At 67.6% G+C, this 24,703-nt stretch carries 25 protein-coding genes; 14 read left to right on the top strand and 11 right to left on the bottom strand.

The genetic code is table 11. The features are described 5' to 3' along the window. The first annotated feature begins 571 nt into the window (after positions 1-571). On the top strand, positions 572-4,045 hold the full coding sequence (gene car, locus ACFU5M_RS29045) for a carboxylic acid reductase (protein WP_379054098.1): 3,474 nt from the start codon (positions 572-574) through the stop codon (positions 4,043-4,045). Between the two features lie 3 nt (positions 4,046-4,048). Here car and ACFU5M_RS29050 read toward each other — a convergent pair whose 3' ends face one another. Then, positions 4,049-5,713, bottom strand: a complete 1,665-nt coding sequence (locus tag ACFU5M_RS29050) for a sulfatase-like hydrolase/transferase (RefSeq protein ID WP_379054076.1) — start codon at positions 5,711-5,713, stop codon at positions 4,049-4,051. A gap of 220 nt (positions 5,714-5,933) precedes the next feature. Continuing rightward, entirely contained in the window at positions 5,934-6,620 is a 687-nt protein-coding gene (locus tag ACFU5M_RS29055) for a TetR/AcrR family transcriptional regulator (RefSeq protein WP_379054077.1), read from the bottom strand. 126 nt (positions 6,621-6,746) lie between these two features. Between ACFU5M_RS29055 and ACFU5M_RS29060 the strand changes: the two genes are divergently transcribed. After that, positions 6,747-7,715, top strand: coding sequence for an NAD-dependent epimerase/dehydratase family protein (locus ACFU5M_RS29060; protein WP_379054078.1), 969 nt, complete (start codon positions 6,747-6,749; stop codon positions 7,713-7,715). A gap of 1 nt (position 7,716) precedes the next feature. Here ACFU5M_RS29060 and ACFU5M_RS29065 read toward each other — a convergent pair whose 3' ends face one another. Further along, positions 7,717-8,970, bottom strand: a complete 1,254-nt coding sequence (locus tag ACFU5M_RS29065; RefSeq protein ID WP_379054079.1) for an enoyl-CoA hydratase/isomerase family protein — start codon at positions 8,968-8,970, stop codon at positions 7,717-7,719. A gap of 11 nt (positions 8,971-8,981) precedes the next feature. Between ACFU5M_RS29065 and ACFU5M_RS29070 the strand changes: the two genes are divergently transcribed. Next, positions 8,982-10,226 (top strand): CoA transferase, encoded by a 1,245-nt coding sequence (locus ACFU5M_RS29070; RefSeq protein ID WP_379054080.1) that lies wholly within the window; start codon positions 8,982-8,984, stop codon positions 10,224-10,226. Between the two features lie 60 nt (positions 10,227-10,286). Here the strand turns inward: ACFU5M_RS29070 and ACFU5M_RS29075 are convergent, their stop codons facing one another. Both ACFU5M_RS29075 and ACFU5M_RS29080 read right to left on the bottom strand, forming a co-directional pair. Continuing rightward, positions 10,287-10,694 carry a hypothetical protein gene (locus ACFU5M_RS29075; RefSeq protein ID WP_379054081.1) on the bottom strand — a complete coding sequence of 136 codons (408 nt, stop codon included), beginning with the start codon at positions 10,692-10,694 and terminating at the stop codon, positions 10,287-10,289. 142 nt (positions 10,695-10,836) lie between these two features. Continuing rightward, on the bottom strand, positions 10,837-11,514 hold the full coding sequence (locus tag ACFU5M_RS29080) for a PAS and ANTAR domain-containing protein (protein WP_379054099.1): 678 nt from the start codon (positions 11,512-11,514) through the stop codon (positions 10,837-10,839). A gap of 341 nt (positions 11,515-11,855) precedes the next feature. Here ACFU5M_RS29080 and ACFU5M_RS29085 point away from each other — a divergent pair, with 341 nt between their 5' ends. After that, the gene (locus ACFU5M_RS29085; RefSeq protein WP_379054082.1) at positions 11,856-12,551 is read left to right on the top strand and encodes a type 1 glutamine amidotransferase domain-containing protein; all 696 of its coding nucleotides are present in this window, start codon (positions 11,856-11,858) and stop codon (positions 12,549-12,551) included. Positions 12,552-12,608: 57 nt separating this feature from the next. On the opposite strand, the gene ACFU5M_RS29090 is transcribed toward ACFU5M_RS29085, so the two are convergent. Continuing rightward, complete coding sequence (locus ACFU5M_RS29090) at positions 12,609-13,670, bottom strand: glycerophosphodiester phosphodiesterase family protein (RefSeq protein WP_379054100.1); 1,062 nt, start codon at positions 13,668-13,670, stop codon at positions 12,609-12,611. A gap of 458 nt (positions 13,671-14,128) precedes the next feature. Further along, positions 14,129-14,866: a TetR/AcrR family transcriptional regulator gene (locus tag ACFU5M_RS29095; RefSeq protein WP_379054083.1), complete on the bottom strand. Its 738-nt coding sequence runs from the start codon at positions 14,864-14,866 to the stop codon at positions 14,129-14,131. 118 nt (positions 14,867-14,984) lie between these two features. Here ACFU5M_RS29095 and ACFU5M_RS29100 point away from each other — a divergent pair, with 118 nt between their 5' ends. The 3 genes from ACFU5M_RS29100 to ACFU5M_RS29110 all read left to right on the top strand — a co-directional run bounded on the left by ACFU5M_RS29100 (position 14,985) and on the right by ACFU5M_RS29110 (position 17,411). Continuing rightward, positions 14,985-15,584 carry an NADPH-dependent FMN reductase gene (locus ACFU5M_RS29100; protein WP_379054084.1) on the top strand — a complete coding sequence of 200 codons (600 nt, stop codon included), beginning with the start codon at positions 14,985-14,987 and terminating at the stop codon, positions 15,582-15,584. Positions 15,585-15,820: 236 nt separating this feature from the next. Beyond that, entirely contained in the window at positions 15,821-16,930 is a 1,110-nt protein-coding gene (locus ACFU5M_RS29105; protein WP_379054085.1) for an NADH:flavin oxidoreductase, read from the top strand. A gap of 223 nt (positions 16,931-17,153) precedes the next feature. Next, positions 17,154-17,411 (top strand): hypothetical protein, encoded by a 258-nt coding sequence (locus ACFU5M_RS29110; protein WP_379054086.1) that lies wholly within the window; start codon positions 17,154-17,156, stop codon positions 17,409-17,411. A gap of 56 nt (positions 17,412-17,467) precedes the next feature. On the opposite strand, the gene ACFU5M_RS29115 is transcribed toward ACFU5M_RS29110, so the two are convergent. The 3 genes from ACFU5M_RS29115 to ACFU5M_RS29125 are packed head-to-tail and all read right to left on the bottom strand — an operon-like array spanning position 17,468 to position 18,630. Then, entirely contained in the window at positions 17,468-17,749 is a 282-nt protein-coding gene (locus tag ACFU5M_RS29115; protein ID WP_379054087.1) for a nuclear transport factor 2 family protein, read from the bottom strand. 7 nt (positions 17,750-17,756) lie between these two features. Beyond that, complete coding sequence (locus ACFU5M_RS29120) at positions 17,757-18,302, bottom strand: SRPBCC domain-containing protein (RefSeq protein WP_379054088.1); 546 nt, start codon at positions 18,300-18,302, stop codon at positions 17,757-17,759. Further along, complete coding sequence (locus tag ACFU5M_RS29125; protein ID WP_379054089.1) at positions 18,295-18,630, bottom strand: ArsR/SmtB family transcription factor; 336 nt, start codon at positions 18,628-18,630, stop codon at positions 18,295-18,297. Before ACFU5M_RS29125 ends, ACFU5M_RS29120 begins: the two co-directional genes overlap by 8 nt. A gap of 182 nt (positions 18,631-18,812) precedes the next feature. Here ACFU5M_RS29125 and ACFU5M_RS29130 point away from each other — a divergent pair, with 182 nt between their 5' ends. The 4 genes from ACFU5M_RS29130 (at position 18,813) to ACFU5M_RS29145 (ending at position 21,465) form a co-directional block, all read left to right on the top strand. Further along, a complete protein-coding gene (locus ACFU5M_RS29130) occupies positions 18,813-19,091 on the top strand; it encodes a hypothetical protein (RefSeq protein ID WP_379054090.1) in 279 nt (92 codons plus the stop codon). Between the two features lie 666 nt (positions 19,092-19,757). Further along, the gene (locus ACFU5M_RS29135) at positions 19,758-20,177 is read left to right on the top strand and encodes an ATP-binding protein (RefSeq protein ID WP_379054091.1); all 420 of its coding nucleotides are present in this window, start codon (positions 19,758-19,760) and stop codon (positions 20,175-20,177) included. 29 nt (positions 20,178-20,206) lie between these two features. Further along, complete coding sequence (locus ACFU5M_RS29140) at positions 20,207-20,461, top strand: hypothetical protein (RefSeq protein ID WP_379054092.1); 255 nt, start codon at positions 20,207-20,209, stop codon at positions 20,459-20,461. A gap of 35 nt (positions 20,462-20,496) precedes the next feature. After that, the gene (locus ACFU5M_RS29145; protein WP_379054093.1) at positions 20,497-21,465 is read left to right on the top strand and encodes a DNA polymerase domain-containing protein; all 969 of its coding nucleotides are present in this window, start codon (positions 20,497-20,499) and stop codon (positions 21,463-21,465) included. Positions 21,466-21,492: 27 nt separating this feature from the next. Here ACFU5M_RS29145 and ACFU5M_RS29150 read toward each other — a convergent pair whose 3' ends face one another. Continuing rightward, positions 21,493-21,702 (bottom strand): hypothetical protein, encoded by a 210-nt coding sequence (locus ACFU5M_RS29150; protein ID WP_379054094.1) that lies wholly within the window; start codon positions 21,700-21,702, stop codon positions 21,493-21,495. A 278-nt stretch (positions 21,703-21,980) separates the two neighbouring features. Between ACFU5M_RS29150 and ACFU5M_RS29155 the strand changes: the two genes are divergently transcribed. The 3 genes from ACFU5M_RS29155 to ACFU5M_RS29165 all read left to right on the top strand — a co-directional run. Next, positions 21,981-22,457 (top strand): MarR family transcriptional regulator, encoded by a 477-nt coding sequence (locus ACFU5M_RS29155; protein ID WP_379054095.1) that lies wholly within the window; start codon positions 21,981-21,983, stop codon positions 22,455-22,457. A 96-nt stretch (positions 22,458-22,553) separates the two neighbouring features. Next, positions 22,554-23,552, top strand: coding sequence for an acyl-CoA dehydrogenase family protein (locus ACFU5M_RS29160; RefSeq protein WP_379054096.1), 999 nt, complete (start codon positions 22,554-22,556; stop codon positions 23,550-23,552). Then, the coding region (locus tag ACFU5M_RS29165) for an acyl-CoA dehydrogenase family protein (protein WP_379054097.1) at positions 23,536-24,703 on the top strand (1,168 nt) is incomplete at its 3' end. The genes ACFU5M_RS29160 and ACFU5M_RS29165, both read left to right, overlap by 17 nt.

Consider the following 24,703-nt stretch of genomic DNA (forward strand, 5'->3'; position numbering starts at 1 on the left):
CTCCGAGGATGCGCGGTGGCGGCGGCGATTCGCGATGGTTTGCCTCGCGATGATTCGAAGCTCGTCGAACGGCGGGTGGGCTGGGTGCCGTTGCCCGCGCCGCACAAGCCGATCCGCGTCGTGGCCGCGCCGTGGTGTGGCGAATCCCGAACCGAGGGGATCGCGACGTCGACGACGGGAATCGGGCACTGCCGTGCGCAGGCCGGTGCGGATGATCGCCAGGACGGGCGAGCGAACGCCGCGTTCCCAGCGGGGCGGCCGGAGCGGCGGAGGGCGTCGTTGCCACAACCGGCCCGGCGATATGGTCTGTGTCATGCTCCGAGCATGCGGTGCCTCGGGCGGCGGTAGCAGGAGCCCGAGTACGCCGCGATCAGCAGCAACGGGCCGGGCATGTGCCGCAATGGAATATCGGACAATTTTGAGACATATCCGGCGCTGTGTCAAGTGTCACAGACAGTTGGATCGCGCTATCGCATGACCGATGTACTTAGGCGAGCTAACGTGTTTGATGAAGGCGCGTTCCCGGACCAAGGAGGTCGTCGTGGCACTGGAAACCCGCGGGGAGCGGCTCATGCGCCGCATCACCAGGCTGTACGCCGAAAACGACGACATCCGCAACGCCATCCCGCGTGCGGACGTCGCCGAAAGGATTCGCGAGCCGGGTATGGGGCTCGCGCAGATCGTCGAGACGGTGATGGTCGGCTACGCCGACCGGCCCGCCCTCGGCCGGCGGGCGACGGAACTGCGGACCGGCGAAACCGGCCGCACGACGCTGACGCTGCTGCCGGAGTTCGACACCATGACCTACGGCGAGCTGTGGGAGCGCGTGCGCGCCGTGGCCGCCGCGTGGCACGGAGATGCGCGCGAGCCGCTCCGAGCGGGCGATTTCGTGGGCATCCTCGGCTTCACCAGCCGCGACTACACCACTGTGGACCTGGCCTGCGTCCACTTGGGACTGGTCGCGGTTCCGTTGCAGTCCGGTGCGCCGGTCGCCCAGCTCTCCGCGATCGTGGAGGAGACCGCCCCACGTGTGCTCGCGGCGACGCCGGAGCTGCTCGACGCCGCGGTGACGTGTGCGCTGTCGCAGGCCGGGCCACAACGGCTGATCGTCTTCGACTACCACTCGGGAGACGACGACCAGCGCGCGGCGTTCGAAGCGGCCCGCGCCCGGCTGGCCGAGGCGGGCAGCTCCGTGCTCGTCGAATCGCTGGACGAGGTGCTCGCGCGCGGCAGGTCGCTGCCGCCCGCACCACTGTTCGTCGCCGAACCGGGTGCGGACCCGCTGGCGCTGCTGATCTACACCTCGGGCAGCACCGGCACACCGAAAGGGGCGATGTATTCCCAGCGGCTGGTCGCCAGGGGATGGGTGAACCGGCCCGATGTCGCCGCGATCAATCTCAACTACATGCCGATGAGTCATGTGGCCGGTCGCGGGTCGCTGACCGGCGTGCTGGCCCGTGGCGGCACCGCCTATTTCGCCGCCGCGAGCGATATGTCCACGCTCTTCGACGACATCGCGCTGGCGCGCCCCACCGAGCTGTTCTTCGTTCCGCGGGTGTGCGACATGATCTTCCAGCGCTTCCGCAGCGAGGTGGATCGGCGCGAGGGGCCGGGCACCGACCGGGCCGTGCTGGAGGCGGAGGTGAAAACCGAACTGCGCGAACATTTCCTCGGCGGACGCATGGTAATGGCGATCTGCGGAAGCGCCCCGGTGTCGGCGGAGATGAAATCGTTCGTCGAGTCGGTGCTCGAGCTGGAATTGCACGATGGATACGGGTCCACCGAGGCGGGCGGGGTGGTCGTCATCGATGAACGAGTGCAGCGGCCGCCGGTGCTGGACTACAAGCTCGCCGACGTTCCCGAGCTGGGCTATTTCCGGACCGACAAACCGCATCCGCGCGGTGAGCTGCTGTTGAAGAGCGCCACCCTGATCTCCGGCTACTACAAGCGGCCGGAGCTCACGGCCGAGATCTTCGACGCCGAGGGCTTCTACAAGACCGGCGACATCGTCGCCGAGCTCGCACCGGATCGCCTGGTCTACGTCGATCGGCGTAACAACGTGCTGAAGCTCTCCCAGGGCGAATTCGTCGCGGTCTCGCACCTGGAGGCGGTCTATGCCACCAGTCCGCTGATTCAGCAGATCTTCGTGTACGGCAGCAGCGAACGCGCCTATCTGCTGGCCGTGATCGTGCCGACCGACGACGTGCTCGGCTGGGGCGATCCCGAGAAGATGAAGACGGCGCTGAGCGAATCGCTGCGACAGCTCGCCAAGGACGCCGAACTGCAATCCTACGAGATCCCGCGCGATTTCCTGATCGAGCACGAGCCGTTCACCGCTGCCAACGGATTGCTGTCGGGTATCGGAAAGTTGCTGCGCCCCAAGCTGAGAGAGCGCTACGAGCCGCGTCTACAGCAGTTGTACGCCGACCTGGCCACCGGGCAGGCGAACGAACTACTCGATCTGCGCCGCACCGCGGCCGATCTGCCCGTGCTCCAGACGGTGAGTCGCGCGGCGAAGGCCGTGCTGGGCTGCGCGGACGCCGATCTGCGTCCCGACGCGCACTTCACCGATCTCGGCGGCGACTCGCTGTCGGCGCTGTCGCTGTCGAACCTGCTGCACGAGATCTTCGAGGTCGAGGTACCGGTGTCGGTGGTGATCAGCCCGGCCAACAAGCTGCGCGAGGTGGCGGACTACATCGCGGCCGTGCGTGAATCGGGCGGACGGGGCGTCACCTACGCGACGGTGCACGGCGCCGGACCGCAGGTCCGGGCCGCCGATCTGACGCTCGACAAGTTCCTCGACGCCCGCACCCTCGCCGAGGCGCCGTCGCTGCCGCGACCCACGGAAACAGCGCGGACGGTGCTGCTCACCGGCGCGAACGGCTACCTCGGGCGTTTCCTGTGCCTGGAGTGGCTGCGGCGGATGCACGACACCGGCGGCACACTCGTCTGCCTGGTCCGTGGCTCCGATGCCGCCGCGGCGCGCAGGCGCCTCGACAGCGCTTTCGATTCCGGAGATCCCACGCTCCTGCGGGACTTCCGGGAGCTGGCCGGCGCGCACCTCGAGGTGATCCCGGGCGACATCGGGGAGCCCGGCCTCGGCCTGGACGACCGGACGTGGGATCGGCTGGCCGAACGCGTCGACCTGATCGTGCATCCCGCCGCGCTGGTCAACCATGTGCTGCCCTACCGGCAATTGTTCGGCCCGAACGTGGTCGGCACCGCCGAGTTGATCCGTCTCGCCCTCACCACGCGGCTCAAGCCGTTCACCTATCTGTCCACGGTCGCCGTGGCCGCGCAAATCGATCCGGCCGTTTTCGCCGAGGACGGCGACATTCGCGAGATCAGTCCGGTCCGCGTGGTGGACGACAGCTACGCCAACGGCTACGGCAACAGCAAGTGGGCGGGTGAGGTACTGCTGCGCGAGGCCAACGACCTGTGCGGACTGCCGGTCACGGTATTCCGCTCGGACATGATCCTCGCCGACCGGCGCTACGCCGGTCAGCTCAACGTGCCGGACATGTTCACCCGGCTGCTGCTGAGCCTGATCGTCACGGGAATCGCGCCGTTCTCCTTCTACCGCACCGACGCCGACGGCAACCGCTCGCGCGCTCACTACGACGGCCTGCCCGCCGATTTCACCGCGGACGCGATCACCGCCCTCGGTGCGACGGCCGGGACCGGCTTCCAGAGTTTCGATGTGCTCAACCCGCACGACGACGGCCGCTCGCTCGACGAGTTCGTCGATTGGCTGATCGCCGCGGGCCACCGGATCGAGCGGATCGCCGACTACAAGGAGTGGTTCACCCGGTTCGAGACCGCCCTGCGGGCGCTACCGGAACGACAGCGCCAGGCGTCCGTGCTGCCCTTGCTGCACGCGTATCGGCGCCCGGCCCCGGCCGTTCGCGGCTCGGCGTTGCCCGCGGCGAAATTCCGCTCCGCCGTCCGAGCCGCGAAAATCGGTGCCGAGCACGACATCCCGCGGATATCTCCGGAGCTCATCGAGAAATATGCCACCGACCTGGAACTGCGCGGCTTGGTGTAGCTGCTAGGAGGGCTTCGGCACGGCATCCAGCAGGGCGTTGGCGATTCGTTCGGCCTGGACCAAGATGTTGGTCTGCGCCGAGATGTAGTCGCCGATGCCTTCGTCCTGTGCGGCCCGCAGATACGGCGGCAGTGGTTGCTGTATCTCGGTGCGAATGACGTTGTCGAGCAGCGGCTCCATCTCGCCGCGCAACGGATTCCCGGTCGCGGCCTGGTTGTCCAGTTCGAGCCGGCCGCCGTCGGTGCTGTAGTCGTAGAGTTCGAATTCCTGCTCGCGCGTCGGATCGATCTGGATCCGGCCGTGCACCCACTGGGAATAGGACGCGAACTTCGCGTCGGCGGTGCGCACCATCGCGACGTGACCAGGGGCATCCTGATTGAACAGGATCGCGGCCTCCTCGATCGATGCCTCGTCGGTTGTGTGCGCGACCCACGGACGGCCCTGCGCGCCCGCGTCACGGCAGAGTGCGGCGATGTCGAGGCGCCCGCTGAGATGTTCGTAGCGTCCGTCGCCGCGCCATTCGTTGCCGCCGGTGCCGATGGTGAGCAGCAGGGGAGTGAAGTCGACGCTGGAGGTCAGCTGATCCCTGGTGGTCGTTCCGTCCACCGGGCTCAGGTAACCGCGCGGGTCGTGGACGTAGAGCGGGACCCGCAGCGCCTCGTCGTAGGCGGCGCCGCCTTTGCCGTGCAGGCCATGGGAGCCGGCGTAGTCGCCGTGGTCGGAGGTGAAGACGACGACGGTGTTGGCGGCGACATCGGGACGCGAGTGCAAAGTGTCGAGCACACGACCGATCTGGACGTCGACCTGCTGCTGCGCCCACAGATACAGGTTGCGCATCTCGATCCAGGCCTGCAAGGCTTCCGGTGTCCCATAGGGAGCCACCCCGAACGCCACCGCCGATACCTCGACCAGCGCCATCTGCAGGCGCGGCTTGCGCGACAGTTGTTCGAGGGATTCGAAGTTGGGTGGCAGCTCGTTCATCCAGCGCGGGATGTCGGCGTTGAATTGGTCGCGACGGGTCCAGCGCGGCCACCATTGGATGTCGTGCGGGTTGACCAGCGACACCGTCGTACACCAGGGCGCGGTGCCGGAATCGTTGTGGAACCAGTCGGTGAACTGGTCGACGATCTTCGGATCCGCTTGCAGCCCTTGCCCCGGCGCACCGTTCGGGGAGGGATAGGTGCCGCCGTGGAAACCGTACGCTTCCAGCGCGCCCGGCGTGCGATCCGGATAGCTGCCGAGATGCCACTTGCCCCAGTACGTGGTGTCGTAACCGTGGTCGCGCAGCATGGAACCCCACGTCGGGAACAGGGGTGACAAAGTCGACTCCGACACGACCATGACCCCGGTCTGCTGCGAGTAGAGGCCGGTCAACAGGCACCCGCGCGCGGGCGTGCAATCATTGGCCGCCGTGTAGTGATTCTCGAACGACACACTGCCCCGGCGGATCCGGGCGATGTTCGGCAAGACGGCGTCCAAGGTCTCCTGATCGGGGAACCACACGGGTGTCCGCATCTCGTCCACGATGATCACCAGGATGTTCGGCTTGTCCGGATCGGTGTCCGCACGCGCTCTACCCGGAGCGGCTCCGGTCGAGACGGCGGCCGCGGCCGTCGCCGAGGTGGCCGCACTGGACAGAAAACCCCTGCGAGTGAACGAGCTCGGCAATGTTCCTCCACGAATGAGTGATGTTCGTCGGGCGAGTGGAACGCGGAGAATCTCGGTGCCGTCACCGTAGCGCCGCCCGGCGCGCGGTTGCCGTACTCCGCTGCGGACACGCCGCCATGTCATCGCCGCAGACGAGCTGGTCGGGGCGTGTTCGCCATTCCGTTGTGTCCCGCAGGCTTGCGACGGCGGCTGTACGCCGCAGGGAGGGCCGGAATCCGGGTTACGGCAGGCCGACCAGGTCGGCCATCGCGTTCATGTGGTGGGCGAAATAGTCCGAGCGGGCATCGACGACTCCGCTCAGCCGGCCGAAGATCTCGAAGTTGAGCAGGCCGAACAGCTGGGTCCAGGCGATGAAGACCCGGTCGAGCACATCCTCGGGCAAGTCGGAGGACTGCTGCTCGATGAGCCGGCGCAGGTCGGCGTGGACGGGCGCGGGCAGTGCGGACGAAAGCGGCGGCGGCGACAGAGTTCGCACACCGGAGTGCGCGATGGCGACAAGCCGGAAGACCACGGCAGCGGCGGGAGCAACGGTATCCTCCGGGGCGTTGTAACCGGGCACCGGACTGCCGTAGAGCAGGCCGTACTCGGCCGGATGGGCCAGTGCCCAGTCCCGTACGGCCGAGCACACCGCCATCCACCGGCCGCGCAGATCGGCGTCGGGCAGCTTCGCGTCGGCGGCTTCGGCTTCGGCGGCCAATGCCCGGTAGGCCTCCATGATCAACGCGGTCAGCAGGTCGTCCCGGCTCGGAAAGTACCGGTAGAGCGCGGACGCCACGATGCCCATATCGCGGGCGACCCCGCGCAGGGAGAGGTTCGCGCCGTCCACCGCCAACCGTCGGCGCGCGGCCGCCTTGATCTCCTCGATCATCTCGGAGCGGACGCGGGCGCGCAGCGACTGAGCGGACATTTCTCCCAGTGTAGGGAACAAGGACCAGCCAGGAGAACGGATGTTCTGAATGTGAACAGTGTTCTTGACTCAGGCGGGTGTTCTGCTTTATGGTTCATCTGTCAATGAGAGAGCAGTGTTCTCTAAATGGAACGTCAGACAGGTTGGATCCTCATGTCCCTGAACGTCGTCATCGGAGCCGGTCCGGTCGGAACGGCCACAGCCCAGCTGCTCGCCGCACGCGGTACCCAGGTGCGTTTGATCACCCGACGCGGTATCGGCCCGGACCACCCGCTGATCGAGCGCGTCGCGGCCGACGCCGCCGACGCCGAGGCATTGATCGGGCATTGCGGCGGCGCGGATGTCGTCTTCCAATGCGCCCAGCCTCCGTATCATCAGTGGGCCACCGCCTTTCCTCCGCTGACCGCCGCGGCGTTGCGAGCGGCGGAAGTGACCGGTGCCGCGTTGCTCAGCGTCGGAAACCTGTACGGCTACGGACAGGTCGACGGCCCGATCAGTGAGCGGCAACCGCTGCGCCCTAACAGCGTGAAGGGTCGGGTTCGTGCCGACATCTGGGCCGAGGCGCTGGCCGCGCACGAAGCGGGCCGCGTCCGCGCAGCCGAAGTGCGCGGGTCGGACTATCTCGGTGCCGGGGCGAAATCGGCGTTCACCATGGTGGCGCTGCCTTCGGTGCTCGCGGGTCGCCGGGCGCAGTTCCCCGCCGATCCGGACGCCGCGCACAGCTGGACCGACGTCGGTGACACCGCCCGCACCCTGGTCGCGGTCGCCGCCGACGAAAGTGCTTGGGGCCGAGCATGGCACACACCGACCGCGCCGCCCATGTCCATCCGTGAACTGGCCGGACTGGCCGCGACGGTAGCGGACGCGCCGCCCGCACGCGTGAGCCGGATGCCTGCCGCGATGCTCTGGGTGGCAGGCCTATTCGATCCCAACGCCCGCGAGATGCGCGAGATGCGCTACCAGTTCGACCGCCCGTTCGTCATCGACTCCTCCGCCGCGACCGCGGCCTTCGGCATCGAACCGACACCCACCGCTGAGTCCCTGCGCGCAACGATCGCCGCCCTTCGTACGGAAGAGTCCACGAGCATGGGCTGAGCTATGGGCTCTGCTCGCGTAGGGGAAGGTTGTTGTCGAGGCGGTGACTTTCCGCCGCATGCCCGGCGCGAGTCCGCGACGGGTCGACGGCCTGAACGGCGCTGTTGTCCACGGCATCGATCAGATGCCAGCGCAGCGCTGTAGCCACATCTACGGGCTCTCCGGTCAGCATCATCCAGGCCGCACGCCAGCGTCCGACGCGTCGCGGGATGCTGACGGTTCCTCCCGCCCCCGGCACGAGCCCCATCTCGATCTCGGGAAGCCGGAAGAACGTCTGCGGTGCCGCGACCAGCCGCCCGGCGAAGGCCGCCATCTCGATACCGGCTCCGATACATGCCCCGTGGACGTGCGCCGAGAACCGGTCGCGCAGCCGGTCGATGACCCGCCACGGCGCGCGTTCGAGTCGCACAAGATACGCGGCGACCAGATCGTCCGCACTCCCGAACTCGTCGAGATCGCCGCCACTACAAAACGCCGGTCCCGAGCCGCGCAGAGTCACCTCCTCGATACCTGGGTCGAACTCGGCGACGCGCAGGGCCTCGAGAAGTTCTTCGCGCAGGCGGAAACTCAGCGCATTGCGGCGCTCCGGATGATCGAGCACCACATTCAAAGCGCTGCCGCCGCGATCCGCGCGAATCAGGGGGCGGTCGGGAACGGTCACCGCTCTCGGCCCGCCCCGCGCCGCCAGCCACCGCTGAAATTCGCTGCCACTCAGCAACATCGAGTAGACCGCGGCCTCGGCGCTCAATCCCGCGGTGGTGTCGAGCAGCACGGTCTCGCGCAGCAAGCGCCCGAGCGCCACACTCGGTCGCGGATTCCGCTGCACCGCCTCCTCGAGCCGGCGCAGCGCCGCCGCGAGATCGGGACAGCCGACCACCGGCGTCGCCGGATCGGTGCTCTCGGCGAGTGTCAGCGTGAGCGCGCGCAGTAACGGTGTCACACGTGCAGTGGCCGGACCGCGCAGGACTCCGATCGTCAAACGCAGCGACCCGGCCAGCGCATCGGCCACCCGCTCGATCCGCTTCGGCGATTCCGCTTCCCAAACGTCCAGGGGGACGATCAGCATCGGATTCTCCGGCGTACCGTCCGGGCGGATCCTCAGTTCCAGTGCGTCCGGATCCAGACTGGGCGCGTCGAAGCTCATCACGCAATCGTGGCACGTCGCCCGCGCCGCGAACGACAACGCCTTCAGCCACGACGTCTCGGCCCTGCCGACCTGTGACGCATCCTGATCGTCCTGCTCCAGCCGAGTCATACGATCGAGCCATGCGCCTTTCCTCAGCATCGGCGGCCGGTCCGTCCGAGCCGGCGGCGGACTGGGCCGAGAGCGGGGTGGTCGCAGTGACCGGCCATGCGGACGGACCGGTCCTGGTGCCACCGGGGCGAGCAGCGACCCGTGCCCGCGAGTTGTCGTCCTGGATCGGCTCGGTCGGTGGACAGAAGATCGCCCTCGACGGGGCGCGCTTGCTGGCCGAACGCGCGGCGCTCAACCATCTGCGCCGCCGCGGAACCGTCTCGGCGGGTGGCAAGTGCCGCTTGCTGCGCACCGCCGACGGGTGGGCCGCCGTCTCCTGCGCTCGCCCCGACGATCCGGCTCTGCTCGGGGCGTTGATCGGTGCAGCGATCGACGCCGAGAACCCATGGCCTCCGGTCACCGACTGGGTGGGGCGGCACGCCGGTGCCGAGCTGGCCGAGCGCGCGGAACTACTCGGGGTGGCGGCGGCTCCGATTCTGCGTCCCGTACGCCCGGCCGTCCCGGAACCCCACGCACCGCGGCCCGTCGAAGGGCTTTTGGTCGTCGACTTCAGCGCCTTGTGGGCGGGCCCCCTCTGCGCCCATCTCCTCGGCTCGGCGGGCGCGCGAGTGGTCAAGGTGGAAACTCCGAACCGGCCCGACGGCGCTCGGCGCGGCAACCCGGATTTCTACGCTCTCCTCCATCACGGCCACGAGTCGGTCGTTCTCGATCCCACCGACCCCGCCGGACGGCGAGCCCTCCTCGCCCTCGTCGACGCCGCCGACATCGTCATCGAAGGATCCCGTCCCCGCGCCCTGGCTCAGTTCGGAATCGACGCCGACGCCGCTGTCGCTCGCGGGGCGTGCTGGATCTCCATCACTGCTGCCGGACGGCGATCGAGCCGAATCGGCTTCGGGGACGACATCGCCGCCGCCGCGGGCCTCGTCGCCTACGACAGCACAGGTGCACCGGTGTTCGCGGGCGACGCCATCGCCGACCCGCTCACCGGTATCACCGCCGCGGCACTCGCCATGTCCGTGCCGCCCGGCGGAGGGGGAATGTTGTGGGACATCTCGATGACCGACGTCGTCGCGGCCACGCTCACGCCCGAGCCGGTTCCGGCGACACTGCGCCGCGGCGACACCTGGTACATCGACACCCGCACAGGGCCGGTCCCGGTCCGCGACCCCACGCCGCGGATACCAGCCGGATCCGCCGCGGACTCCGGTGCGGACACCGCGCGGGTGCTCGCATCGCTACAAATCCCGGCGCCATAACAGACCGCTGCCGGTTGTGGCCGGCGCGAAGGCCAGTGCGGAATGCGCTGCGGTGTGCCGCTAGCGGATTCCAGGTGTCGCCGGGTGCGGGCCGACGCAGCCGAGGATGAAGCAGCCCGGTGGCCAATTCGCGAACGGCGCGGACATGGGTTTGCCCAGGCAGGACAATGGGTTGCAGCCCGGGTATGCCTTCGGGCCGATACCGAGTGCGGCGAGGGTCGCGTCCGGATTCGAGATCATCGGATCGGACAGCTGGACATCCGATTGCTGTTCGTAGGGCGCCGCGGCGGGTATGCGGGGTTCCAGGAAGGCGGCGCCGACCGCACGCAGGACATCGTGCGGGAAGCTCAACGCGCTGCCCGGAACCGTGACGCCGGTCCAACTGACCATCAATTCAAGGCTCGGCACGACGAAGTTGTCCTGGCGCATCATTCCCGACATCTGCATCGCATCCGGCGGCAGACGCACCCCCGGTTACCACCTCGGGGGCCCCTACTTGTAGGGGCGGACCTGCACCGTCACCGCAGCCGCCTGCGCCGGACGAGGTGGAAATAGCCGGATCGTCTGCTGGTCGCCGAAGGACATGTGCTCGGCGGGTCGCCGTGTTCGGCTAGTCCACAACGGGTTCCGGGGGAGGCGCCACTCGCTGATGGATGGTCAGCAGGACATGGTCGAAGCGGGTGCGTTGCTGAACCAGCGCGCCGCTCATCTCCACAACGTCGGCGACGAGCTGCTCGGCCAGCGTGCGGAGCTTGATGTTGGTTTCCTGCGAGCGCCAGCGCAGCACCCGGAACGCCTGATCGGCGTTGACGCCATAGACGAACATCACGATGCCCTTGGCCTGTTCGATCACCGCGCGGGCGTCGATCACGTCGGGTAACAGGTCGTCGAGAGCTTCCTGGAGGTTGCCCTCGAGTGTCTGGGTGACATCGATGAAGTGACCGGCGGAGCCGACCACGGTGCCGTGCTCGTCGAACAGCTGATCGCCGATGACGATCACGTCGTGCGTCTCACCCTCGGTGTCGATGATCCGGTGACGGGTGCAGAACGGCGTCGCGGTCTCGATGGCGTTCGCGAGCGCCTCGGCGACCCGTTCGCGGTCGTCGGGGTGCTGGTGGCGCTGCAAGAGCGCGGTGGAAGGCTCGACCTCCCCTGGTCCGTACCCGTAGATCGCGGCCGCGTCGTCGGACCATTCCCACCGCTGGTCCGCGAACCAGAATCGAAAGCTGCCGATGTCGGGGCAACCGCCGAGCATCTTGCGTGCAGTCTCCTGCTCGCGTTGTCCCATCTCAGTCACCGGTCCAGTATGGCTCGGATTCATGCGCAGGTCAGGCGGGAGGTACAGCGTTGTGTGGCCCGCGCCTCCCGCACCGGGGCCGCAGCATCGCCGGGCCCGAGGGAAAAGTGAAACACGAATGGCCGCGAACTCGGGAATCGCTCGGCCATCCGACGTCCGAAATCGGCCATCCCATTGCTCTCTCCTGGCTACGGAGGGCTAGCGTCGACAGTGTCGCCGCTGCCGATCCCGACGTGCGGGGTGGGCTCGTCCCGGCAGACTTCGGGCCGGCGTGACCATCACTCGATGACCGAACCCGGCCGACCGGGTTCCGGACGAGGAGGCAATAGACCATGCCGAAGATTCTTTTCGTGATGACCGGAGCCGACCACTGGACTCTGGCCGACGGGACCGAGCATCCGACCGGCTTCTGGGCCGAGGAATTCGTGGTGCCCTTCGAGAAACTGAAAGGGGCGGGCCACGACATCGTGGTGGCCACCCCTGGTGGCGTCGTACCGACCGTGGACAAGAGCAGCCTGGCGCCCGACGCCAACGGCGGTCAGGAGAACGCCGACCATCGGTCACACGTGATCGACACGAGCGCCGAGCTGAACAACCCCGTCGACCTGGCGGAGGTGGACCTCGCCGACTACGCGGCGGTGTTCTACCCCGGCGGGCACGGACCGATGGAAGACCTCGCCGTCGACGCCGACTCCGGGCGGTTGCTCGCCGCCACCCTGGCATCGGGCAAGCCGCTGGCGGTGGTGTGCCATGCGCCCGCGGCTCTACTCGCCGCCGAGGGAGAAGACGGTGCGAGCGTCTTCGCGGGCTATGCCCTGACCGGATTCACCAACGCCGAAGAGACCCAGGCGGGCTTCGCCGACAAGGCGGCATGGTTGTTGCAGGATCGGCTCGTGGCTATCGGCGCCGATTTCCGCGAGGGTGATCCGTGGGCCCCGAATGTCGTGGTGGACCGCACTCTGATCACCGGCCAGAATCCGGCGTCCTCGGCTGGTGTGGCCGACGAATTGCTGAAAACGCTCTCCTGACCACATGAATCTCTCCCGGCGTTCATCCGGTCGGGTCGTCCGCCTGCCGCGCCGGTCTCAGGGGCGGTGATAGGCCGGTGGCAGGCGGTACCCACGGTCGGACAGCAGCGTGCGCAGCACGTCCGGGCGATTGGTGATGAGGCCGTCGACGCCGATGTCGAGCAGGGTGGTCATGGTGGGCCGGTCATCGACCGTCCAAGGAACCACCCGCATGCCGCGGCGATGTGCGGCGCGGACGAGGTCGATCGTGGTGAAGGGTTGGTAGTCCGCGGTGGTGACGGTGGCGTTCTGGGGAGTGCCGTGTACCGGCGAGACCGCGGCGGCGCCGATGGCGGCGGCGGCCGCGACGAACTTCTCCTGCAACGATCCTGGGAAGTCGTCGATATCCATGCCGCCCAGCCACGGCGAGCCGCCGGGTTCGCCGGCTCGCAACTTCGGCTGGCCATCGGTCAAGGCGACGATCGGCAGCTCGGGCGCCGCCTCCCGCAGCCGTGTGAGGGCACCGAAGTCGAAGCTCTGGATGGTGACCTGCGGGGCGATTCCCGCCCGGCGGATCTCCGCCACCACGACGTCCGCGAACTGCTCACGTGGCGCGGTCTGCTCCGGGGCGGCTGCCTCGACCTTGGTCTCGATGTTCAGCCCGACCTGATCGGCGCGATAGCCGCGCACGAGGTCGAATACCTCCGCCAGCAACGGTATCCGCGCCCCCGGAGCCCTCCGCTGCTCGGGTTGGTCTGCGGACGGGACCGAACCGCAATCGATCGTCCGGACCTGAGCCAGGGTCAGCTCCCGGATGTAGGTGGCTCCCGGCACATAGGGGAACTTCGGGTCGCCCGGAACGGCGGGCGCCGTGTCCGCGCACTTCGCCGGATTCGGATCGCGGTCGTGCGTGACCACCGCATACCCGTCCGCGGTGATCTGCACGTCCAACTCCAGCGTGCTGACCCCGAGTTCCAATGCGTTCGCGAACGCAGGCAGCGTATTCTCCGCCACCAGCCCCAGCCCGCCCCGATGGGCTTGTAGATCGAACGCGGCCGGACCATCGGCTGCCACCGGCCCCACACCGGCCGTCAGAACACCGGCCGCCAGAATTCCCGCCACCGCACCCGCCGCGCACATTCGCCACACCCGGTACATCCTCTCGCTGGACGGTCACACACGGGTGAAGAAGTGGTGAACAGCGATCAGCCGCGATGAGATTCGCTCACCGAGCACGTCATGGTCGATCCGCTGGTCGAAGAAAAGTACATCCAAGCCGGCGGGTGGCCCCGCTGGCCGCGAGCACGAGCCAACCGCGAGCCGGCCGGACCCCTTCTGCATTCATATTCGAAGATCAGCGTCTCGTGGCCACGCGATCCCGGGCAATGGCGCGGTGCGTGGCGGGTTGACCTCGGTGACGCGGGCGGGCATGGTGTGCCGTGGTCATGTCGGCAGCAATTCGGCGGCCGCTGTTCCGTGGTGGACGGACCCGAGCATCTCAGCTCTGCTGGTGCGGTATTCGGCCGGGTGGAGGGCAGGTGCGGGGGAGAACGGGCGGGGTGTCTCTGTAGGGGGGCCTGCGGTCCTCGGGGGTGTCCTCAGATCGCCAGGCGCGCCGCGATGCCATCGAGGACAGAGTCCAGGCCGATCTCGAACTGCCACTGCACGTCGTCCTTGCGGTCGGCGTCGTGGATATAGCGTGCGTACATCGGGTAACGGCCCGTGTTCATGAGCCAGGTCATCTGTGTGGCCAGTCCCGCGCGGGCCTCCTCGCGGGTGGACCATCCGCGCACGTGGAGCATCTGACTCAGCCTGACCTCCGAGTCGACCGCGCCGTCCACATAGGCGGTGACGGTGCTGTAGACCGCCATGGCGGTGTCCACGTCGAGCCCGAGACCGTCGAGCGCGACGAGGGCCGCCTCCGTCACGGCCAACTGGTTCGGGGTCGGCGCGCCGCACGCCACCCGCGTCACCCAGGAGTGTGCCAGCAGGACCTCCCTTATCCGCAGGGCAACGGACCGTATGGTCGCGCGCCAGCCGTCCTTGTCGTCGGGCAGAGCCAGCTCCCCGTAGACGAAGTCGACCATCAGCTCGAGTAGCTCGTCCTTGCCGGTGACGTAGCGGTAGGCGGCCATGGGGGCGACACCGAGTTCGGTGGCCAGACGGCGCATGGTGACCGCGTCGAGTCCCTCGGCGTCTGCGAGAGCGACAGCGACCTCGGCGATCCGTCGGGGAGTGAGGGTCGCGCGGGGAGCAGGCGTCGGCCGTTCGATGCGCTCCCATATCGAGGCGGGGTCCTTGTCCTCGCTTGCCGACTGTCCCTCCTGGGAGGCCATCGCTTGGATTCCTTCCGTCGAATGATGCCGTGTACATCGTAACCGGAGTGGACAGAGTACACAAAGATGTGTACGTTGTATTTTATGGATACATCGTACACATGGTCGAGGGGTTTTCGTGGCTGACTCGACTGCCGACATCCTGCGCACCGCAGTGATCATCGGCAGCACCCGGGACGGACGGTTCGGTCCGGTCGTCGCCGACTGGATCGCCGGACATATCGCTCAGCGCGAGGACATGACGGCCGACCTGATCGACCTCGTCGAGACGCCCCTGCCGACCGTTTTCCCGGCGTTCGGGCAGACTCCGTCCGATGAGGTCATGGCACAGCTGGGCGCCGTGTCGCCGCGGCTGGCCCAGGCTGACGCCTTCGTGATCGTCACTCCCGAGTACAACCACAGCTTCCCCGCGTCGCTGAAGAACGCCCTGGACTGGCACAACGAGCAGTGGCACGCCAAGCCGGTCGGCTTCGTCTCCTACGGCGGCCTGGCCGGCGGGCTGCGCGCCGTTGAGCATCTTCGAGTCGTGCTCGCCGAACTCCACGCGGTCACGATCCGCAACACCGTCAGCTTCCACAACTACGGCGAGGTCTTCGGTGTCGACGGCAAGCCTTCCGGCCCCGGGTGCGACGTCGCAGCCGAAGCCATGCTCGATCAGCTCAGCTGGTGGGGGCAGTCCCTGCACGAGGCGAGACGCGTCCGCCCCTACGCCGTCTGAGATCGCGTCAGCGATGAACGACGCCGACTGACATTCCCGCGCTTCTTCTTCCAGATGGACGACAGATCCTGGGTGTCCCCGACCGGGGGCGACCTCGAGCACTACTGCCCCCGACTCCTATCAGCGGCCGAGGCGGAACTCCGGCCAACCCCCGGTTCCATACGCCCAGACTGCCGACCGCACGGCCTGAAATCCCTCGTCGCAGCACGGTCTGCCTCTATCGAAAGCGAACAACGATGCCCACGAATGCCCTCGAACGTGCCAGGGACATCCTGGTCCGTCCTTTCTCCCTGGGCAGCCTCACGTTGTCCAACCGCGTCGTGATGGCGCCGATGACGCGCGAGTTTTCCCCCGGAGGTGTGCCGGGCCACGACGTGGCGCAGTACTACGCCCGGCGGGCGGCCGGCGGTATCGGTCTGATCATCACCGAGGGCACCTATATCGGCCACGGCTCGGCGGGCAACAGTGCCCGGGTCCCGCACTTCTACGGGGACGAGGCTCTGGCGGGCTGGTCGGCCGTGGCCGAGGCGGTCCATCAGGAAGGAGGCCGGATCATGCCGCAGTTGTGGCACGTCGGAATGGATCGCACCGTCGGCAATCCGCCGATCCCCGAGGCTTCGCGGATCGGCCCTTCCGGCATCGCCCTGGACGGCGCGAACTCGGGCCGAGAGATGACCCCGGCGGATATCGACGATGTGGTCGCCGCGTACGCCTCGGCGGCGGCGACTGCCGAGGTACTGGGCTTCGACGGTGTCGAGATCCACGGTGGCCACGGCTATCTGATCGACCAGTTCCTGTGGGCCCACACCAACCGGCGCACCGACGCCTATGGGGGCGACATCGTGGGGCGTACCCGTTTCGCTGCTCAGATCGTGGCCGCCTGCCGAGACGCCGTCTCCGGCGACTTCCCGATCTCCTTCCGTTTGTCTCAGTGGAAAGTGAACCACTACCAGGCGCGGATCGCCGACACGCCGCAGGAACTGGAGACCATGCTCGGCCTGCTGGCCGACGCCGGCGCCGACGCCTTCCACTGCTCTACCCGGCGTTTGCAACTCCCCGAGTTCGAGGGTTCCGACCTGAACTTGGCGGGCTGGGCCAAGAAGCTTTCCGGAAAGCCCGCCATCAGCGTCGGCTCGGTGGGCCTCAGCAACGAGTTCCCTCAGATGTCACTAGGCGAAGCCACGGACATCGGCGAGCTGCTCGACCGCATGGAGCGCGACGAGTTCGACCTCGTGGCGGTCGGCAGAGCCCTGCTGGGAGATCCTGAGTGGCTGGCGAAGGTCCTCGCCGGCCGCATCGACGAACTCACCCCCTTCCACGGGGGCCTCCTCGGCAGTCTGCGCTGAGCGCGGATCCACCGATCTTTTGGTGACGATAATTCAAGGATTGGAGCAAGGCAGAATGCAAACCCGACCTACTCTCGGTGATCCCTCGCGCGCTCCCACGGCTCACGAGGTAGCCTCACGGTTCGCCGAAGGGCTGCAAAAGTCAGGCGCGGCAGGCGACGCGGATGGCTACGACGCTGCTTTCGCGGCAGATGTGGTGTGGGGCAGTCCATATGGCGCGTCGGTGACCGGCTACTCCGAATTGAACGCCATTCACCGCCGCTTGATGAAAGCCCAGGTTGCGCCGCCGTCACACTTCGAAGTTGTCGGCGCGACTTCGCCCGCGCCAGGGATCGTGCTGACCCAAATCCGCAGGCTCGCCGCCGAAGCGGGCGGATTCTCCGAGATCGCCATGTATGTACTGATCGAGAAGGATGGCAGCTGGTGGCTCGCGGGGGCACAGAACACGCCGATCACGAAGGCCGCGAACCGGTCTGGGTGACGGGCGGCGACTGCGCCGCCCGGATACGTTGGCCAGCGCGCTATGGGTGCCCACGGTTACTGCGTCGGTGGTGCGAAGGACAACCTGTCGAAGACCAGCACGCTCGCTACGATTTTTCCGTCGCGGACGGTGAAGCATTCGGCGGCCGGTGCCGTGCTGGTCGTCGCCGTGTGTGGGTAGTAGAACAGTGCTACCTGGTCGCCGTCGGCGAAGCTGGCGACATCGGTGAGCCCGGTCAGGTTCGGTGCGAACCCCGCCAGGAAGGCCCGGTAGGTGTCTTTGCCGGTGAGGTCGCCTCCCGGTGCGCGGCACACGATGCCGTCCGCCACGTGCGTCATGGCCGCATCAATGTCTCCGCTGGTCCAGGCCCGGTGGTATGCCAGGACGGCCTGTTCGGCGGCGGAATCGGATGTCATACAAGTACTCCTTCGCGATCGAGTCGGATACCGGCTGGACGCGATGTTCGATCGGCACCCAATCGTCTTCTCCGGCGTCGCCTCCAGGTGCGGCGATGCGAAGGCGGGACAGGAAGTGCGTCCACCCGTCAGCGTGGCCGGGCAGGCTGACGGGTGGCAGTTGCGAATGCACTAGGTCGACGCGAGTGCCCTGCTCGGTCGGGGTGAGGGTGAACTCCACCGTAGAAGCTCCCGGTGGCAAGTCAGTGCTTCCCGCATGGCCCCAGGAGACCACCACCCGGTGCGGCCGCTCGACTTCCAAATATTCCCCTCGGATCGGGTGGCCGGCGATATCGACCGCGAATGTGCCCCCGGCCTGCGGGTCGAGCGTGGCGTGCTGGCCCATCCACGCAGTCATTCCCGTTTCGGTTACCAGGTAGTCGAACACCGCGTCCGGTGCTGCCTCGATCTCGATCGACGTCGCGTATTCAGCCATCGTTGCCACCATCGCGGAGCTCGATAGCGGCCTTGAGCGCAGCGAGCTTCGCCGGCCAGAAGTCATCCAGGTACGCGCGTACCGCTGCCAGCCCATCGGTATTCACCGCGAACAAATGACGAGTGCCATCGCGGGTACTGCTGGCCAGCCCGGCCGCACGCAGCACCCCGAGGTGATGCGATGTCGTCTGTTGAGACAGCCCGACTTCCTCAGCGATCTGCCCAACGGCGCGTGGGCCGGTCCGGACCGCCGCCAGAATGGCCCGGCGGTTCACGTCCGCCAGCGCACGCAGCGCCTGGTCGACGTCTCGGTCGGGCTCCGCGTGCATGGGACTCCTGTGGGTAACGGATTGACACCACCGTAGCACAAATAGAAATTTGTACATATGTCTGCGCGTACTTGACCGGGGATCGCCGCAACTGCCCGCCCGTTTGCCCGGGTATCGCTAGTTCTGGGAAGCAGGCGTGTTCGTGCTGGCAGGGTGTGCCGTAGGGGCGGCCGCAGGAGCAGGTGCCGGAGTCGTCGACTGCTTTGCACGAGCGCTTCGGTCGGGTCACCGTCGACGCCGAGTTCGACGATGCCGACCACGCTCACCCCGCCCGCGACCAGGTGGATCAGGGAGCCTTCCTCGAACTGCACGAGTCCGGCCAGCCGGGTGTGGTCGGGCAGGTCACGGCCACCCCAAACCTCGAGCGTGCGACCGAGCGGGCTGGTCGGGGCGGATTCCAGTCGCTGGGCGCGGTCGGGGAGGGCTCGTGGTGTCCGATGACGCGCAGCCGACGATGGTGAGGAGTATCGCGACCGCGGCTGCTGCCGCCGGTGGCGAGGATGCGGCGCAGCGCTCAGCTGAGGCCGTATCCGAGTCCGAACGTGACGGCCAGCCATCTGAGGAACGCGTGGAGGCCGACACCGAGATCGAGGCGGAAGGGGTCCATCGATCTCATCTCCTTCCGAGGTCGAATCTTTTGCGGTTCCCCGACCTGTTCATGATTTTATCGCTGGTCACAGTCTTGCCGCATCATTGATCGGCACTGCTGGGAGGTTGGGCGGTGCGGTCGGTGGCGCGGCCGCGGCCGAGGGGGAACGGGAGGGTGGTGGGGTCGCCGGGGCGGTGGGCCTCGATGAGTTCGAGGTGGGGGCGCGGTCGAGATCTACTCGGTGGGGCCGGGACACTGGCGAGATTCTGGCTCGTTCGATCGAGCAGAATGAGAGCGTCTATTTCTAGATTCCCCCTGGCCGGCAATCAAACGTACTCGTGGACCGCTGATCACCCATCGGTGCACTGACCACTATCCGGCCAGCTGCGATGTTCGGAAAGATCGCGACAACCTGAGCTTCTGCGGTGAGTGTGGTGGCGGAGGGAGTTTTCGCGGGGGTGCGGTGTGGGTATGTCGTCGCCGAGGTAGTGCTGTCCGCGTGGAGGTCGGTACTAGGCGAGCGGAAGGAGGGTGCAGGGTGGGCGTTTCGACACTGGATCCGGCGCGTACCGATGAACGCGTGGACGGCGCTGTCATCGAGTTGGATCTCGAGGCCGTGTCGTTGGGGCAGCTGCGGGCCGCGGTGCGGCGCCTGCTCGAGGATTCAGCCGGCATCGGGGTCGAGGACGCGGTGCAGGTATGTGATGAATTAGCCAGCAACGCCGTCGTGCACGCCCGCGCCCCACGCGGGTGCCGATTGATCGTGGCCGGCCACGGCTGGTTCCGCGTGGAGGTCGACGACGCCTCACCCGGGCCGGCACGGATTCGTCGGCCCGATCACACCGGCGGGCGCGGGTTGATCCTGGTCGACCAGCTCGCCACCCGCTGGGGTGTTGACGATCACGGCGGCGGCAAAACCGTGTGGGCCGAACTCGGCACCCGGTGCGGCGGCTGGTGACGTTCAGTCGGGTGCGATGCGGGTTGGTCTTGTCGGGAGAGTTCGGCGTCGAGTTCGAGGGCTTCGGCGAGTGGATCTTCCAGGATGATGATCCGGCACGCCGCCTCCAGCGGCTCGTCGAACGGCTGGGTTTGTTCGGCCATCTCTTCGACCGCCGGGGCGGCGCGTCCGAGGAACGGGCCGACGACTTCCGGGACACTGCGGTGGCGCTCACTCAGTTGGGCATCGCGATTTGCGTGGCCGTGCAAGAACAATGGGAAAGCCAGTCCGCCACCTCCCGGTGATTGACCGGCGCGCGGTGATGGGGGAGGGTGGAGCGATGGCGGGAGGCGAGCTGCGTCACGGGGTCGAACTCTCCAATCTCGATCAGCCGTTGTTCGACGAGGCCGAGGCGAGCAAACGGGATCTGGTGGACTACCTGGACTTCGCCGGGGAGCGGTTGCTGGGGGTGCTGCGCGGACGGCCGCTCTCCGTGGTGCGTGTGCGGCCGGGACAGGAGCCGTTCACCCAGAAAAACCTCCCGAAATACACGCCGGAGTGGGTGGCGCGGACGAAGGTTTGGGCGGAGAGCTCGCGGCGGGAGATCACCTACGCGCTCTGCGACGACCTGCGGACCCTGATTTGGTTCGGTAATCAGCGGGCGGTCGAGTACCACCCGAACCTGTTCCTCGCGAGATCGGCACCGGAACCCACCCATCTCGTGCTCGATCTCGATCCGTCACCGGGACAGACTTTCGCCGACGCCGTGGCAGGTGCCCGGCTGATCCGGGAAGCGCTGATCGCGGACGGGCTGTCCGGAGCGGTGAAGACGAGCGGTTCCAAAGGATTACATGTGTTCGTGCCGGTGGTCCCGGGGATCGATGTCGAGGACGCGGCCGCGGCGACGCGGGCTGTGGCGGCGCGAGCCGAGCGGATCGATCCGTCGGTCGGCACGACAGCGTTCATCCGGGAAGACCGCCACGGCAAAGTGTTTCTCGACGCCACCCGTGCGGGTGGTGCCACCGTGGCCGCCGCCTACAGTCCGCGTATCCGTCCGGGTGTCACCGTGTCGTTCCCGCTGCGCTGGTCGGACCTCGACAATGTGGCGCCGACTGATTTCACTGTGCGCACGGTGCCGGGCCTGCTCGGCGACAACGATCCATGGCAGTCGGACATGCCTGCCCCACAGCAGCTTCCTCCGGACCTGGTCGCCGAGGGCCACACGATACCGGTGGCCAGAGTGCAGGCGATGCACGAAGGCAAACGGCGCGCTCGCGCGCGCCGTGCGGACACGCCGCCGGCCGGTTGACACCGATTCGGTGCCTCCGTGAGAGCGTCACGCGAGACAGACCAAGAACGCGTTGACGTTCACGGCGGGCGGAAGAATCAACGGTAAGCACGGCGGGGCCGAGAACCCGGCCATGGTTTCGTGTCGTTGCTCCGGGGCCGGAGCGGGCGCCGGTTCGGCCGTGGCCGAAGCGGTGGCGATGGCGATGGCGGGGGCGATCAACAGGGCAATCGCTCCCGCGCACAGCTTCTTGTTCATCACGAACCTCGCTGACGTCGGTGCCGGGCGCCTCCTTCCCGGCGATTTCATCTGCTGACTGATGTTCGGGCCGCCGGATGGTGGGCCCGGCGACTCGGCGGGCTACTCACCCGCCATGATCGATTACCTCCCTCCCCGGTGGTTCTCCGCAAGGGTTGGAGGAAATCCGCACCGGAGTGGGTGCATCGGACGCAACGTCGTCCCACTCCCACCCTGGACGGGTTATTCTCCAATGCAGAGAATCTCGATCTCGGAGACGCCTGGCGGAGGGAGATGCGATGTCGGCACCGAGCACGCGCGAAGCGACCGTGGGTGCGCTGCGTGAGGAGTTGCGCAGATATGCGACCCAGACTGTGGTTTTCCATTCGGCGGTCGCCGCACGGCTCGGGATCACGGTCACCGACCTCAGTGCGCTGAACTTGCTCAGCATGCTGGGGCCGCTCACGCCCGGGCAGTTGGCGGACCGGCTGGGCGTCACTCGGGGCGGTGCGATCACCACGGTCGTCGACCGGTTGGAACGGGCGGGATACGTCCGGCGAAGCCGGGATTCGGAAGACCGGCGGCGGGTGCGGGTCGAACTCGTCGCGGTGCGGGCGGAGGTGGCGGTGGCCCCCCTGTCCGGCGAATTCGCCGCGTTGGACGGGAGTTTGCCGGAGGATGGCACCGCACTGCTGACGCTGCTGACTTTCGTCCGCGACGTCAACGCCGCGCTCGTCCGCGCGACCAGCCGCGTCTCCGAGGTGCACGTCGTCTGAAGGTTGCGCCCCCTGCCGCTGAATTGCTACTTTCAAAAATGAGAATAATATTCTCAGTGTGGTGCGCGCGATGCTGCGACAGGGAAGAGGGCCGAGATGCTGTTCGAGTTCGACGCCGACCAGCGACTATTGCGCGAGACAGCGCGGGAAGTCACGGCGAAGCAGTGTCCACCCGCACTGATCCGGGACATCGTCGACAAAGAGCTCGAACCCGGCCCGCTGTGGCAGACCTACGTCGACATCGGCTGGACCGAACTGACGGATCCGGCCCTCGGCGTCGAATTGGCTATCGTGCTCGAAGAACTGGGACACGCCACCGACCCCACTCCCTTCTTGGCGTCGATGACCCAGTTCGCGCCGCTCGTTCCGAGCGTGGGGCGGGTCGAACGGCCGTGCGCGGCGGTGTATTCCGGCATCGTCGCCAGGCGCGACGGCTCGGGATGGCGGTTGGACGGCACCGCGCGCAACGTGCTCGACGGCGATCGTGCGGAGCGTTTCGCCGTGGTCACCGATGCCGGTGTGTTCGTCGTGCCCGCCGAGGCGGTGAGCGCCGGCCGCATGTCTGTCTTCGATCCGGTGCTGCACGTCGCGGAGGTCCGCTTCGCCGGTGTGCGGGTCACCGACGGGGATCGCAGCGACGCCGATCCCGAACGCGCCCGGCAGCACGCGCTCACCGGGCTCGCGCTGACCACCGTCGGCGCCTGTCAGCGCATTCTCGATCTCGCCTTGGAGCATGTGCGTGGCCGTCGGCAGTTCGACACGCTCATCGGCTCGTTCCAGGCGGTGCAGCACAAGGCAGCCGATATGCACATCGCCATCGAGCGGGCCCGCGCGCTGGGCTTCTTCGCCGCGTTGTGCCTGGCCGCCGACGACCCGCGGCGGCGCATGGCGGCGTCGATGGCCAAGGCCTCGGCGGGGGAGTGTCAGGCGCTGGTCTTCCGCCACGGTCTCCAGCTGTTCGGCGCCATGGGTTTCACCTGGGAGAACGATCTACAGTTCGCGCTCAAGCGGGCCAAGGCCGGCGAGTTGATGCTCGGCGGCGCGACCGAGCACCGGGCGCTCATCGCGGAGGAGTACCGTGCAGCTCACCTTTGATCCCGATGTCGAGGCGTTCCGCGCCGAATTCGTCGCCTTCCTCACCGCTCATCTGCCGAGCGAAGCCAAGGCGGTGGAGCGCTCTCGTTCCAGCGCGCACGTGCCGGAATGGGCGCGGCGCTGGCAACGTCTGCTGTTCGACAACGGCTGGCTGCTTCCGGCGAATCCGCCGGAGTTCGGCGGGCGCGACGCCACGGTGCTGCAGCAGTACGTGCATCTGGAGGAGCTGTCCAAGCGGCGGATCTACCACAGTTTCAATCCGCAGGGGGTCGGAATCGTAGCGGCCTCGTTGCTGTCGTTCGGCACCGAGGAGCAGAAGCGTCGCTGGGCAGTGCCGATCCTGCGGGCCGAGATCACCGCCGCGCTGGGGATGAGCGAGCCGGGAGCGGGTTCGGACCTGGCCTCGCTGCGCACCAGGGCGGTGCGGGACGGGGACGAGTTCGTGGTCGACGGCCAGAAGGTGTGGACCTCCGGCGCGCATGACGCCGACGTGCTGCTGACCTTCGTCCGCACCGATCCCACGGCACAGAAGCACCGGGGAATCAGTGTCCTGCTGATCCCGACCGACTCGCCCGGAGTGACGCGGCGCCCGTTCCCCTCGGTGTGCTCGCCGGACGACTTGGATTTCAACGAGGTCTACTTCGAAGGAGTCCGGGTCCCCGCGGAGAACCTGATCGGCGCGCCGAACCAGGGCTGGTCGGTGGCCACCGGTTCGCTCGGTCACGAACGCACGCTGCTGTGGCTGGGCTACGCCGACCGCCTGCAGGATCTGCTCGGGGACTTCCGGCCCCGGACCGTATTCGACCGCGACGCGTACGCGAAGCTGGTCATGGACGCGCACGCCCTGCGGTTGCTCGGGTCCGCGGCCTTGGCGCGGGAGGCGCGCGGCGAGCAGGACGTGCCCGCTCTCTCGATCCTCAAAGTGCTCGGTTCGGAAGCCGTGCAATCGGCGTCGGAACAGGCGCTGAACGCCGTCGGGGTGAACGGCCTGGCCCACCCTGCGATGAGCTCGCGCCCGAATCCCCTGAATCTGGACCACTTCTCCGCCGGTTGGTTCGAGCGCTACATCCGGAGTTTCGCCGGCACCATCGCCGGCGGCACCTCGGAGATCCAGCGGACGATCATCGCCGAGCGAGTGCTCGGCCTGCCAC

The organism is Nocardia sp. NPDC057455 (assembly GCF_042802775.1).
Lineage (GTDB): Bacteria > Actinomycetota > Actinomycetes > Mycobacteriales > Mycobacteriaceae > Nocardia.

Coding starts and splice junctions, on each gene's coding strand:
- ACFU5M_RS29145 (WP_379054093.1), top strand. CDS start 20,497: ATGGCGGGAGGCGAGCTGCGTCACGGGGTCGAACTCTCCAATCTCGAT.
- ACFU5M_RS29060 (WP_379054078.1), top strand. CDS start 6,747: ATGGAACGTCAGACAGGTTGGATCCTCATGTCCCTGAACGTCGTCATC.
- ACFU5M_RS29120 (WP_379054088.1), bottom strand. CDS start 18,302: ATGGCTGAATACGCGACGTCGATCGAGATCGAGGCAGCACCGGACGCG.
- ACFU5M_RS29155 (WP_379054095.1), top strand. CDS start 21,981: ATGTCGGCACCGAGCACGCGCGAAGCGACCGTGGGTGCGCTGCGTGAG.
- ACFU5M_RS29095 (WP_379054083.1), bottom strand. CDS start 14,866: ATGGCCTCCCAGGAGGGACAGTCGGCAAGCGAGGACAAGGACCCCGCC.
- ACFU5M_RS29125 (WP_379054089.1), bottom strand. CDS start 18,630: ATGCACGCGGAGCCCGACCGAGACGTCGACCAGGCGCTGCGTGCGCTG.
- ACFU5M_RS29085 (WP_379054082.1), top strand. CDS start 11,856: ATGCCGAAGATTCTTTTCGTGATGACCGGAGCCGACCACTGGACTCTG.
- ACFU5M_RS29065 (WP_379054079.1), bottom strand. CDS start 8,970: ATGACTCGGCTGGAGCAGGACGATCAGGATGCGTCACAGGTCGGCAGG.
- ACFU5M_RS29160 (WP_379054096.1), top strand. CDS start 22,554: ATGCTGTTCGAGTTCGACGCCGACCAGCGACTATTGCGCGAGACAGCG.
- ACFU5M_RS29150 (WP_379054094.1), bottom strand. CDS start 21,702: ATGAACAAGAAGCTGTGCGCGGGAGCGATTGCCCTGTTGATCGCCCCC.
- ACFU5M_RS29090 (WP_379054100.1), bottom strand. CDS start 13,670: ATGTGCGCGGCGGGTGCGGTGGCGGGAATTCTGGCGGCCGGTGTTCTG.
- ACFU5M_RS29080 (WP_379054099.1), bottom strand. CDS start 11,514: ATGGGACAACGCGAGCAGGAGACTGCACGCAAGATGCTCGGCGGTTGC.
- ACFU5M_RS29070 (WP_379054080.1), top strand. CDS start 8,982: ATGCGCCTTTCCTCAGCATCGGCGGCCGGTCCGTCCGAGCCGGCGGCG.
- ACFU5M_RS29115 (WP_379054087.1), bottom strand. CDS start 17,749: ATGACGCACGTGGCGGACGGCATCGTGTGCCGCGCACCGGGAGGCGAC.
- car (WP_379054098.1), top strand. CDS start 572: ATGCGCCGCATCACCAGGCTGTACGCCGAAAACGACGACATCCGCAAC.
- ACFU5M_RS29055 (WP_379054077.1), bottom strand. CDS start 6,620: ATGTCCGCTCAGTCGCTGCGCGCCCGCGTCCGCTCCGAGATGATCGAG.
- ACFU5M_RS29105 (WP_379054085.1), top strand. CDS start 15,821: ATGCCCACGAATGCCCTCGAACGTGCCAGGGACATCCTGGTCCGTCCT.